This is a genomic window from Granulicella mallensis MP5ACTX8 (genome assembly GCF_000178955.2).
GTDB classification, from domain to species: Bacteria; Acidobacteriota; Terriglobia; order Terriglobales; family Acidobacteriaceae; genus Granulicella; species Granulicella mallensis.
On the sequence record NC_016631.1, the window covers coordinates 2,690,225 to 2,702,833 of the forward strand.

General features: G+C 56.7%; 10 protein-coding genes. 6 read left to right on the forward strand and 4 right to left on the reverse strand.

Annotated elements, in window-relative coordinates:
- Positions 1-75 precede the first annotated feature (75 nt).
- On the forward strand, positions 76-834 hold the full coding sequence (locus tag ACIX8_RS11175) for a ThuA domain-containing protein (protein ID WP_150110575.1): 759 nt from the start codon (positions 76-78) through the stop codon (positions 832-834).
- Between the two features lie 27 nt (positions 835-861).
- Here ACIX8_RS11175 and ACIX8_RS11180 read toward each other — a convergent pair whose 3' ends face one another.
- From ACIX8_RS11180 to ACIX8_RS11195, 4 genes are all read right to left on the reverse strand, one after another.
- Positions 862-2,901, reverse strand: a complete 2,040-nt coding sequence (locus tag ACIX8_RS11180) for a beta-N-acetylhexosaminidase (protein ID WP_014265443.1) — start codon at positions 2,899-2,901, stop codon at positions 862-864.
- 118 nt (positions 2,902-3,019) lie between these two features.
- The gene (locus tag ACIX8_RS11185; RefSeq protein WP_014265444.1) at positions 3,020-4,156 is read right to left on the reverse strand and encodes a redoxin domain-containing protein; all 1,137 of its coding nucleotides are present in this window, start codon (positions 4,154-4,156) and stop codon (positions 3,020-3,022) included.
- 37 nt (positions 4,157-4,193) lie between these two features.
- Entirely contained in the window at positions 4,194-4,997 is an 804-nt protein-coding gene (locus tag ACIX8_RS11190; RefSeq protein ID WP_014265445.1) for a sugar phosphate isomerase/epimerase family protein, read from the reverse strand.
- A gap of 122 nt (positions 4,998-5,119) precedes the next feature.
- Complete coding sequence (locus ACIX8_RS11195; protein ID WP_014265446.1) at positions 5,120-6,322, reverse strand: ROK family transcriptional regulator; 1,203 nt, start codon at positions 6,320-6,322, stop codon at positions 5,120-5,122.
- A 313-nt stretch (positions 6,323-6,635) separates the two neighbouring features.
- Between ACIX8_RS11195 and ACIX8_RS11200 the strand changes: the two genes are divergently transcribed.
- The 5 genes from ACIX8_RS11200 to ACIX8_RS11220 all read left to right on the forward strand — a co-directional run bounded on the left by ACIX8_RS11200 (position 6,636) and on the right by ACIX8_RS11220 (position 12,592).
- Positions 6,636-7,739 carry an SIS domain-containing protein gene (locus ACIX8_RS11200; protein ID WP_014265447.1) on the forward strand — a complete coding sequence of 368 codons (1,104 nt, stop codon included), beginning with the start codon at positions 6,636-6,638 and terminating at the stop codon, positions 7,737-7,739.
- 32 nt (positions 7,740-7,771) lie between these two features.
- Positions 7,772-9,148: a sugar porter family MFS transporter gene (locus tag ACIX8_RS11205; RefSeq protein ID WP_044178408.1), complete on the forward strand. Its 1,377-nt coding sequence runs from the start codon at positions 7,772-7,774 to the stop codon at positions 9,146-9,148.
- A gap of 24 nt (positions 9,149-9,172) precedes the next feature.
- On the forward strand, positions 9,173-10,210 hold the full coding sequence (locus ACIX8_RS11210) for an ROK family protein (protein WP_223295517.1): 1,038 nt from the start codon (positions 9,173-9,175) through the stop codon (positions 10,208-10,210).
- Positions 10,211-10,265: 55 nt separating this feature from the next.
- A complete protein-coding gene (locus tag ACIX8_RS11215) occupies positions 10,266-11,123 on the forward strand; it encodes a fumarylacetoacetate hydrolase family protein (RefSeq protein WP_014265450.1) in 858 nt (285 codons plus the stop codon).
- A gap of 119 nt (positions 11,124-11,242) precedes the next feature.
- Complete coding sequence (locus ACIX8_RS11220) at positions 11,243-12,592, forward strand: APC family permease (RefSeq protein WP_263053395.1); 1,350 nt, start codon at positions 11,243-11,245, stop codon at positions 12,590-12,592.
- Positions 12,593-12,609 lie beyond the last annotated feature (17 nt).

A 12,609-nucleotide genomic window follows, 5' to 3' on the forward strand; every position in this document is an offset into this window, starting at 1 on the left:
ACTTCAAGGACACGGAATCGAGGACGGAACGTTATGCAGCGCAGATCAAATATCCTCTCACTACGAAACCCAGCCATGTGGTTGTTCCTCTTGCTGCTCGTTTGCTCGACCGTCGTAAGAGCCGCTGTCCCTGGGCAGGGAACTCCGAAGTTCCGGGTCGTTGCTCTTGCCGAATCGGGCGGGATTCACCAGCCATTCGTCGACGCGGCGAAACTCTGGCTCAACAAGCTGGCATTCGAGAATAATTTCGCCGTCGATTACATTCAGAATACCGATAAGATCGACGACGCCTTTCTCTCCCAATACCAGCTATTTATCCAGCTCAACTATCCACCCTATAACTGGACACCCACGGCCCAGGCTGCCTTCATAAAGTACATCGAGGAGGGCAGAGGAGGGTGGATTGGATTTCATCATGCCACGCTGCTTGGAGAGTTTGATGGTTTCAAAATGTGGCCCTGGTTCTCCAACTTCATGGGAGGTATTCGCTTTACGAACTACATCCCTACTTTCGCGGATGGAATGGTAACGGTGGAAGACACTACGCATCCGGCCATGCAGGGTGTTAAAACTCCATTTCCTGTGAGCCAGGAGGAGTGGTACACGTGGGATAAATCTCCTCGCCCCAATGTTCATGTGCTGGCGAGCGTGGATGAGAAGACCTATACGCCTGATACGAAGATCAAGATGGGAGATCACCCTGTCATCTGGACGAACGAACACTACAAGGCGCGCAATATTTATATCTTTATGGGACATCACCCAGATCTATTTCAAAATCCGGCTTTTACGACCATCTTTAGAAATTCTATTTTCTGGGCTGCTCATCAATAGCGTGCTGCCCGTTGGATGCGAAGACCGTTATTGATTTACAGGTTCGGCTTCGATCAGTACGCGAACCGCTGGTGTGACCACAAGGAACAGCTCTGCATGGGGTGCGGCACTTTCATCCACCTTTGCAAGTTGTTCCTTGCGCTGTTCCGGTGTAACGGGATGCGCCGACTCAATAGAATCGAGTGCGGCTATTCCCAGAGCGCCCAGCACTGAAAGGTTTTGTGACAGCGGAGCGAGTGGTGCTCGCAACATCGAGGTAGCCAGGTAAGGTTCAAGAGCTGCATTGTTATCGCGCCATTGGATAAACCGCTTCCGCAGCTCCGGTCGAGCGGACGGATCGTGAACAGCACGCTGTGCCAGCGCATTGATCTCTCTCGCCTGGTCGCTCTCCGGTGAGACGGCGTCCACTAGATGATTCAGCGGCCTTTCCGCGTCGTACTTCTGCGTTCTTTCTCGGTGATATTCTTTGACCGGCTCGACGGCCCTCGCCAGCGTTTCCAGCAACTCCGGCGGCATATCGTCACCCTCAATGCGGTCCAGCATACGGCTGCTGCTGGTTTGATGTTCCAGGCCGAGATATTCCAGGTTGCGGCTGAGAACAGCCAGGCGGCGATACATGGAGGGAATATCGGTCACCGATTCCGGAGACCATAGCCGCTCAGCGATGGCTCCGAGCCGAGGCCAAAGCCGGTTATCGAGGTTTTCCGGTGTGACGTACTCCGCCCATTGCGCGGCTTCTCCACCAAGAATGTGCGACTTCTCCTCCGCGGTGAGGGCAGCGCTTTTGCCTGACAGAGGATCAACGGCGTAGTGCTGCGATGCGGGATACATCAGGTCGAGATAGTAGCCTGCGGACAGTATCGTCTTGTATCCCATCCTCGCCGCATCTGCCAATGACTCTGCGCCGCGCCAGGATTGAATGAGAGAATTCTTCGGCAAATTGCCGTCCAGAATCTCGTCCCATCCTTCCATATCCTTGCCATGTTTATGAACGATCTGCTCCACGCGTTTTGTGAAGTAAGTCTGCAGGGCGTGATTGTCTTTGATCTTGTGTGTGCGCATCCATGCCTGGATGGTTGCATCCTTGTCCCAATACTTGCCATCCACTTCGTCGCCGCCGATATGAAAGTAACGGTCGGGGAAGAGAGCTTCCATCTCACCAAAGACCGTGTCCAGCAGGACGTAAGTAGCCTCCTGCGTGGGATCGAACGGCGGACGCAGTTTGTCCTGTTCCGAGCGAACCAGTGCTTGAGGCGCGGGGCCAGAGGCCAACTTAGGGTAGGCAACCAGCCAGCTCACCGCATGACCGGGTACATCGAATTCTGGAACTACGCGTACACCACGGTCGCGCGCATAGGCAATTAACTCGCGCATCTGATCCTGTGTATAGAAGAGGCCATCGGAGGCAAGCTCCGTCAACCTGGGGCGGCGTTTGCTTTCTACTCGAAAGCCCTCATCGTCGGAGAGGTGCAGATGCAAAACGTTCAGCTTCACCGCAGCCATTCCATCGATGTTTCGCTCAAGGGCTTCGAACGGCATGAAGTGCCGCGATACGTCGATCATCAGACCGCGCCATGCAAAGCGAGGAGTGTCGTCAATGAGAACGTCAGGGAGAACCCAGCCCTGAGGGCTTGGCCTAACAAGCTGCAGCACGGTTTCAAGACCGTGCATGATTCCCAGGGGATTGGCAGCCGTCAATTCAATTCCTGTTTGGCTGACGGTTAAGTGGTAGCTTTCGTCCTCCGCCAATGCCTGAACATGAAGACCCGGACCTGCGCAGCGGATAACGAATCGCGGCCCCTCCGGGGCTCCGGAAAAGTGATGATCGAAAGGAACCCCGGTACGCACAGAGAGGCTTCGCATGAACCGTGTCAGTGCGTGGTGAACTCGCTCATCTCCACCCGTGAGTTGGATCTGTGGTGTATGTTCCAGATTCAGAAAACCTTCCTGCTGTGTCACGTGCGAAGGCCAGGGCATAAGATTTAGTTCGGCAGCCCCGCAGGGCAGTGCGGCACATAGCAAAAGGACAGCCGTCGTTAATCTATGAATGCCACCGCGTTGGCTCAAGTCTCTATCCTCAGGAAAATGGTTTTAGTGATTACGAAAAACGAGCCAGCCTATGTACTGAGCCAGCTCGTTTCTTGTTGAATTGATGCATTAGATGAGTGGATTTACCGATGCTGCTTTACGGATTCTTCCAGTACTCATTGAAGCCACTATAGTCGGAAGGCATTGCCGCAAGAATCTTCCGGCGCAGCTCCAGCATGTCGACTGAGCCGAGCGAACTATAGAGAACCTTTCCATTGGGTCCGAGCAGTACCGTGTAGGGCACGGCAGACTGCCACTTTGGATCGAATGCCGCTTGCAGTGCTGCTGTATCGTCAGAGGCAAATAGGAGGTTGCGGCTGGTGGCATGTTTCTGCTGCAACAGCCGAAGAACCCCCGGCTTCTCATCCGGCATGTTCGCGGATACTGTGACCAGTTTGAAGCCGCGGTCGGTGTACATGCGGAAGGTATCCTGCAGGTCAGAGAACTCAGCCACGCAGGAGCCGCACCAGGTGGCCCAGAAGCTGACCAGCGTGTAGTTATCACCCGCATTGGCGCGGAGCTTCTTTAAACCCTGAGCATCAATAGGTTCTACCGTGACAGGCTGTGCTTCCAGCTTCTGCTCGTAGGCTGTACGGAGCGGTTCCTTGTCCTGCCATTTCGTCGAGCAGCCGAAGACCCCGGTGTGAGTTACCGGGACAGGCTTATTGGCCAGCAACGCTTCAATCGCATAGCGTGCATCCTGTGTCTTCACCATCTCGATGCGATAGCTATTATCCATGCGGCCTTCGTAGCGCAGGTGACGCTCTTTATCGAAGATGAACACATGCGGCGTAGCCTGCGGGCCATAGGCTCGGGTTACAGACTGGGTTGCGCCGTCGTACAGGTAAGGGTAGTGAAGGTGCTTGTACTGCACGCGAGTCTTCATCTCGTCCAGGGTGTCGCCGATATCGGATGAATCGAGTTCTTCGGTGGTGGTTGCTTTTGGATCATTGCCCTGGATGGCAACGACCGCCACGCCACGTTTGCTGCCCTCTTCGTAGAGCTGTTCGATGCGGCGCTCATACATCTGCGCTATTGGGCAATGGTTGCAGGTGAAGACCACGACAAGGACAGGGCTGCTCGCGTAGTCGCTTAACTTATGGATCTTTCCGTCCACGCCCGGTAGTGCAAAGTTCGGGGCAGGCGAACCCAGAGCTAGGATGGGGTGTGAAGCCTGTCCGTGGAGAGCGAGCGACATGAGCGAGGTGAGGGCAAAGGTAAACAGCTTCCGCATCGTATTTCTCCCTGCGACGGCCTATGGTGAGCCGTAGTTATGCGAGATTTCTCGCAAAGGTAATCTCCTGCACCATATCCCGATCGACGTCGCCTTCTTTCTCGTACTCGACGGCAATCAGCCCGAGAAACTTCTGGCGGTGCAGTTCGTGCATGACTTCAGGAATCTTTGCGGCTCCGGTCCCTAGCAGCACGTTTACTTCGCCGCCCTTTGTCTGGACGTCTTTCAGGTGCACCATCCGCAGGCGTGGCGCCAGTTTACGGATGGCATCGGCTGGATCGTAGCCGCAGGAGGCGAAATGGCCTGTGTCCGCTGTCGCCCCCATGGTGTGGGAAAGTGTGGAAAGCGCGTTCAGAACGTCTTCGGGGCTCTCGTAGGCGAATTTGGTATTCGGAAAGAAATGGTTGTGGATCCCGAAGGTCAGCTTTTCCTGCGTCAGGCGCTGATCGATCCGGTTGAGAATACTCCCCGTTGCGTCGCCAGTGATATTGCTACAGCCCAGCAGCTTCGCGAAACGCACTGCGTTTTCAACGTCCTGGTCATCTTTGAGGGTGGCGGCATAGTACGAGACGCAACGAATGCCGGCGCGATCCAGTTTCTCCCTTGTATCGCGGAACAACTGATCCTGAGGGTGATGCATCAGCATGAACTCACCGCGAGACATCTCGATCTCGCGAATGTGAAGCGCGTTCAACTGAATCACCATGTCGTCTATCGAGAGGCTGTGATAGCTGTACGTGCCTACTCCAACATTGAGTTTGCTGAGAGCAAAGAGGGGTGTAGCAGCGCTGATCAGGCCGCTGGCTGCGGCAAGCTTCACAAAACCTCTGCGCGTCGTCATGGAGGTATCACCCTTGCTGTTTCTTCCGGATCTGGCGGTTTATAAGGTTCGCTAACAAAGTCGCCATGCCAGCCAGTTGACCACATCGGAAACAGGCTGTCAAAAGATATCTGGAAAGGGGTTCAGAGGGCGGGCTGGGGAAGCAGAACGCCGGGGATCGCATCGAGAGCCAGGGAGATCGCACCCCACAGTACGGCACGATTGCCGGGGGCGCTGGAGCCTACCTTGGTTACGGCAAACTCGTCTCCCTCCAGTTGTTTCCGCACCAAATCGATCAGGGCAGGGTGGCTGCCGACTTCTCCGCCGAGGAGAATCAGGCCGGGGTTCAGGATGAGGGACAGATCCACAATGATGTCCGCCACGATCTCCGCCCGGTGGAGAACGATCTTTTCCGCGCGGGGGTCTCCGGCCTGCGCCAGATTCAGGATTCCCACCGCATCGATCTCTCTTCCGGTTCGGGCTGCCTTGCCGGTTTCCTCCTGCCAGCTCTTCAGAATCCCGGAACTGGTGAGTACCATTTCGAGTTCGCCGAACTCATGGATGGTTGGTTGTCTGCGCGAGATGGAAGGGAGACGAAGATAGGCGATCTCTCCGGCAGACCATTGCGAGCCGTGATGAATTCTGCCGCCCAGGAAGATCCCCGCACCAACATTTGTACCGATGTTGATGAAGACAAAGTTCTTTTCGGCCTGCGCCGTTCCGCAGTAATGCTCTCCCAGCGCCGCCAGGTTCATGTCGTTTTCGACGATTACCAGGCAGTTAGCGATCTTGGTGAGCATGACGCGCAAGGGCACGGAGCGCCAGCCTTCCAGTGTGCTGATGGACAGGACGCTGCCTTCCTCTACATTGGTAATCGCCGGCACGCCGACGACCAGCGCCAGCAATTGTTCGCGCGTCTTCTTCTGTTTCTTCAGCAGAGCCTTCAACTCGTCTCCGATGTAGCCGCAGACGGCCTCAGGAGTCGTTTTTTGTTTTAGGAGAGAGAATTTGCTTGTGTCGAGTTCGTTTCCGTTCAGGTCCGTCAGGAGAAGCGAGATACTCTCAGCGGAGATCTCAACGGCAAGCAGGCAACCCCGTTCCGCCTTGAAACGGATCATATCCGGCGGCCGGCCTCCACTGGATTCTCCCTCGCCCAGCGGCTCGACCAGGCCTTCGGCCAGCAGATCCTTCACTACATTGGTGATCGTCGGAGCGCTCAGGTTGGAAGCGCGAACCAGATCCGCCCGGGAACATGAGCCGCATTCGCGCAGAAGCTTCAGGATGCTGTGCGCATTCGCGTGACGCAGGACGGAGGGTCGGCCGATTGGAATAGACTTTTTCTTCACTTTGTTCCGGAGAATATACAGTTCCCAGAGTTACTATATGCCAGCGATGAGGCACAGTCATCTGGATTGTGTGACCCGTACCGCTCTCATAAACCGTCTCATGCAAAGAAGTTCTTGCTTTCTATCTTCCGAGGAAGGATACTAAGTAAACATTAGGAAGTATATGGCTAGAGGCTTGGGGATGAGGAACGCTGACGCTTTGTTCATCCCGCTCAAGGCGGTTTGCGGTGCTGGCCCAGGATTATGCCAGAGGCTGCGTACCCCGTAGAGAAGCAAGCGCGGTTGCTGCGAATTTGCCGGATTGAGGAGTGGAATGGGAGAAGTGAATCAACAAGCGCCACGCTGGATCTCCGGGATCGAGCCCTCGAAGGAACTGCTCGCGGCCAATGGGACGCAGATCCTCGAGATCGAGTGCCGGGAGCAGCCGGATAGGCTTCGCGACCTGATTCGGGCATATCGCAGTGATCCGGCCCTTCGCGCCGAGTTGAAGAAGTTCCGCGATCTTGCAGCAAAGAAAGGGCCAATCCTCTTCATCGGGATGGGCGCCTCCTTCTGCTCTTCCATCAGCGGCTCGGTACTCCTTCAGACGCACGGACGGTCCTCGTATTCCGTCGACGCGGGCGAGTGGCTGCACTATGCGCGGCCGACCTGGGACGATGCGGCATTGTCCGTGCTGCTTACTACCTCCGGTGAGAGCGCTGAGCTGGTAGAGCTCTTCAAACTGGGCGGCGACAGGGAACTGGGACTCATCTGCAACAACCCCGCGAGCACCTGCTGGAGGCTGGCGGAAAACAAGCTTCCGATCCTGGCCGGTCCAGAGTACGGCAATGCCACCAAGACCTATACCAACGCCACAGCTGTTTCCATCATCCTCGCGTCCGAGATGCTGGGCCGTCCCTGGGAGGAAGAGGCCGAGCTCGTGGCAGAGATCTTTGCTGCAAACCTGGACCCCGTCTTCGCGCTGCGCGGTGAACTCGAAGCGTTCTGCCGGGGGGCAGCCAACACGGAGATTATTGGTCGCGGAGCGGCTTACGGTGGCGCTATTATGAGCGCGCTCTGCATTCGCGAGATGAGCGGACACAGGGCGGCGGCGCATACCGGTGCAGGATTTCGGCACGGTCCCAATCTGGATGTGGATGCCTCCCACGTGGCAATCATCTTCGCTCTTGGGCGAGTTGCGGCGCTCGGGATCAAACTCGCAGAGGAGTGCAATCGTCGCGGCGGTAAGGTCGTCCTGGTGAGTACGGAGAACCACGAGGCGACGGACAAGTTATTTCCGGTCCGGATCGATGCGGTTCCGGAGCCCTGGGAGGGGATCACCTCGCTGCTGGTACCGCAGGCGTTGACCCTCGGCATGGTGGAGAGAACAGGATGCCGGCTCCCGCCACGGTTTCAATACGGCGTGATGGAACAGTAGATATGAGCACCTTCGTCAGTCGAGAGGAAATCTTGCCCAATACGGAAACCGTTCTACAAACCTACGTCCGCCGAAACTTTATCTGGAAGGTGTCCTTCATCGCGGGCCTGGGGGGCATTCTCTACGGCTTCGACATGGGTATTATCGCGGCCGCCTTGATCTTTGTACGCGAATCCTTTTCGCTTTCCACGCGCATGGAAGAGGTGGTGGTGAGCATTGTGCTGGTCGGCGCGATGTTGGGCGCGATTGCGGGAGGCAGCATCGCGGACCGAATCGGCAGGCGTGCCACGCTGCTCTGGGGCGGAGGCATCTTCCTCATCGCCTCACTCCTTGCCCCCGCATCGCCGAATGCGGCCACGCTGATCGTGGCCCGTGCGCTGCTTGGAATCGCGATAGGCTTTACGTCCGTCACGGCGCCTGTCTATATCTCCGAGCTGGCGCCTCCGCAGTCGCGCGGAAGACTCATCGGGCTGTACCAGTTCGCGCTCACGGTGGGGATCGCGCTGGCGGACTTGGTGGGGTATTGGTTTGCCGGACAACATGCGTGGCGGCTGATGTTTGGACTGGGAGCCGCGCCAGCAGCCCTGTTTGTCGTTCTGCTCCTCACGCTTCCGGAAAGTCCACGCTGGCTTTTTGCGCAGAATCGGGTTGCCGAGGCGCAGTCTGTGTTGAGCTCCTATACCGATGAAGCTGGCGCCAGATTGTTGATCGAAGATATTCATTCTGCCCTGGATCTCAAGGTGGAAAAGCGCTGGAGCGCGCTCTGGAGTCCTGCCGTTCGGCTCTCCCTCCTGATTGCGGTGGGTTTCACCGTTCTGCAGCAGGTTACCGGCATCAACACGATCATCTATTACGGTCCGCGAATCTTTTCTCTAGCGGGCATCACCTCGAACAGGAGTGCCATCTTCGCGACACTGCTGGTTGCTGTGACAAATGTGCTGGCCACGATCATTGCACTGGTGCTGGTGGACCGGGTGGGCCGCAAACCACTGCTCTATGCGGGCATCAGTGGGATGACGGCCTCGCTATTTCTGTTGGCTTATTCGTTTCACAATCCTGCGGCGTTCGGAGCTGCACCCGGCATCATTGCGACGATCTGCCTGATGGTCTACATCACCTGTTTTGCCTTCAGCATGGGGCCTATCGCCTGGATTCTGGTCTCGGAGGTCTTCCCCCTGCAGTTGCGCGGCCGTGGTGTTGCTGCAGCCTCGTTGGGCTCCGGAGCCGCTAATTTCTTAGTCTCGATCACCTTTCTGTCGCTCATCAAGGTCGCGGGCAATTCAGTCACCTTCATCATTTACGGAGCATTTTGTATCGTTACGCTGCTTTTTGTGCGCTTCATCGTCCCGGAGACAAAAGGACGTGAACTAGAGAGCATCAGTGCCGGACACGGTGCAAGTGTGTCCTAAGGGAACACAAGAGAAACCATCATCATGCAAACCCGCTTACACGAGGCAATTTCAGGAATGACACAACGGCAGACTCACAGCCCCATCGCTGTCCATAAGAACTCTGTGGCAACAGAGGACACTGGCTATGTTGCCGGCATAGATCTTGGAGCGACGAATTTACGCTTGGCGCTTGCTGATATGTCCGGCGCCGTCCTGGCGAGGTGGGATTCCTCTACCGCAGGCGTTCGTGGTGCAGAGGCGGTGATCTCGCTCATCAAAGAAGGCGTGGAGAGTCTCCTGCAGAAGGTTTCCGCGCCGCGCGAGGCTTTGAAGGCCGTTGCAGCCGGCGCTCCTGGTATTACCGACGTCGATGCGGGAATCGTGATCGCAACGTCGTATCTCATGGGCTGGCGAGACGTTCCTCTGCGCGCTCTGCTTGAGGACGCCTTCAACACGCCGGCCACAGTGGATAACGATGTGAACCTTGCGGCCATCGGTGAAAGCTGGACGGGTGCGGCAAAGGGCGTACGCGATTTCGTGTTCGTTGCGATTGGCACCGGTGTCGGCGCAAGCCTCATTTTGAACGGCAGTCCCTATCGCGGAAGCGCCTGGGCTGCGGGCGAAATCGGCTACATGCTTGTGCCTGGCACCTCGGGCATCCCGGGGGATCGTGGTGAACCCGGAGCTCTCGAGAGCATGATCGGCGGCGAAGGCATCAAGGCAGAATGGCAGAATCTTTGGAGTGCGGAGAGCACGGCACTACCGAAGGGGCTGACTGCGACCCAGATCTTCGATCATGCGCTTGCCGGAGATGCGCTGGCGCAGACCCTTCTGCAGCAAACGGCTCGCATCCTGGCCTATGCCATCTACAACATGACCCTGGTGTTGAACTGCCCGCTCTTCGTGTTGGGGGGAGGCGTCGGTATGCACCCAGCACTCTGCAGCGAGACGCAAAAGATGCTGGAGAAACTAAACATGAGGACCCAGCCAGAACTGGCGCACAGTGCTTTGGGAACGGACGCGCAGTTGATGGGAGCACTTCGTTTGGCGCTCGATACGGCAGGCTCTCTTCGCAGATAACGGAACAGGTAGCGAATCATTTCAAACTACGGCTGAACAATGAAAGGCGATGCTCATGCGATTTGCTGTATTCAGTAGTGAAGGACGCGAAGGGCTTGCGGTAGCAGCTCCGGGTGGGGAGTTCCATGGTCTGTTCAGCGGAGATGCAGGGTATCCCGGATCGCTGGATAGTCTCGTACGGAAGGGCCGCAGTGCGCTCGATGCGGCAGCGGTGGTGTTGCAGAAGGGATTTGCCGTCGACCTTAACGAGGTCACGCTGCACCCGCCGCTATCGGCTCCCGGAAAGATCATCTGTGTGGGGCTCAACTACGTCGATCATTCGATTGAGAGCGGCTTTGTCGTGCCGGACTATCCCACGATCTTCACGCGTTTTACCTCCAGTTTGCTTGGTGCCGGTGCGCCCATTATTCGTCCCACGGTTTCGATCCAGTTGGATTACGAAGGCGAGATGGTCGCCGTTATCGGCGTTGCCGGACGACACATTGCGGAGCAGGACGCGCTTGACCATGTCATTGGCTATTCGATCTTCAACGACGCCTCTGTTCGTGATTATCAGAAGAAGTCTCCGCAATGGACTATCGGAAAGAACTTCGACAATACCGGGGCGTTTGGTCCGTACCTGGTAACTGCCGATGAGGTCTCGCCCGGCGGGAAAGGATTGCACATCCAGACCCGGCTGAACGGCACCGTGGTTCAGGATGCTTCGACGGATGACATGGTATTCAGCGTGGCGCGGCTGATCTCGATCTTGAGTGAAGCAATCACGCTTTCGCCTGGAGATATCTTCGTGACCGGTACACCGGCAGGTGTTGGCATGGCACGAAAGCCGCCGCTGTTTATGAAGCACGGCGATAACTGCGAAGTCGAAATAGAAGGAATCGGTATCTTGCGCAATACAGTGCAGGACGAATAAGCGCTGCAGATCTGTCAACCACCTAGTCAAGGGGCACTATGTCGGTTAGCGAAACAGTATCCACCCCACAAGCCGGCGAGACACGACTCAGGCGCAATGCGCTCTCACTGAGTCACGTCGTGGCGACTACTCTCGCCGGTATTGCCCCGGCGATGAGTTTCTTCTTCGGCTTTGCGGTGATTGTGCAAGGGGCCGGACTTGCGGCGCCCCTGACCATCCTCACCGCGATGGTCGCGATTCTGTTTCTGACGAATACCATCGCGGAGTTTTCCCGCTTCACGCCATCTGCGGGGTCTTTCGTCACCTTTACCGGCAAGGCCTTCGGGCCTTCTGTGGGTGCTGCCGTCTCGGTGTTCGTCATCTTCGGCTATATCGTAGCTGCGTCGACGATTGTCGCCATTGCGGGCGTCTGGATCTCCGAGACACTGAGAATCTTTCTTGGCCTATCGGTGAATTGGGCTCTGCTCATGGTGCTGCTGGCGGCTGGAACCGGCTGGCTGGTGATGCGAGGCGTGGGTCTCTCGACGCGCTGGTCCGGCGTATTCTTTTACTTCGAAGCTGGGTTGCTGGTTCTGGGAAGCATCCTGATGCTGACCGCTCATCCTCACTTCCTGACTCTTGCGCCCTTCAAGTTTTCGAGTCTGACCGGAGGTCTTACAGGCCTGGGTGTAGGATTTCCGCTGGCTATTTATCTCTTCATCGGTTGGGAGAACTCTGCCACACTCGCGGAAGAGACGGAGAATCCACGGCAAAATATTCCACGTGCCCTGATTACCGGAACGCTGACGATCGGCATCTTTTATATCTTTCTCGCCTATGCAACGGCGGCCGGTTTCAAGATGGATGCGCATGCGCTTGGAGCATCGCGACTCCCTTTTATCGATGGATTAAAAGCCTCCGCGCCTGCCTTGCTGGCAGTAGCGTATCTGGCTGGGGTTACCAGCATTCTGGGCTCTCTGATCGGTCTTGTGAACTCTCAGGCGCGCATTCTTTTCAACTCCGGACGTGAAGGTTTGCTGCCGGAGTTTCTTGGCAAGATTCATCCGCGGCATCAGACGCCACACAGCGCGATGTGGGTGTTTCTCTTCATTGCTGTTGCACTGATCCTCGGGTTCTGCTTGCTCGGCGGAATCGCGCCCATGGACTATTTCGGCTTTGCCGGAACGCTCGGTACTGTCCCGATCATTCTCACTTACATGCTCACCAATCTCGCCCTGCCGGTTTACGTCGTCCGGTATCAACGACACGAACTCAACATCGTTCGCCATGTCGTGATGCCGATCGCCGGCACTCTGGTTATGTTTTTCCCTTTGTGGGGTTTCGTCCAGCCGGGCCAATCCTGGCCCTTCAATGTATTGCCCTGGGTCGTATTAGTGGTTCTCGTTCTATCCGTCCTCTATGGCACTGTGATCGCGCGATTGTCTCCCGGCCTCGCGCGGCGTATCGGTGCCTACGTAGCAGATCAGTAAAGCCAACTATTCAATAT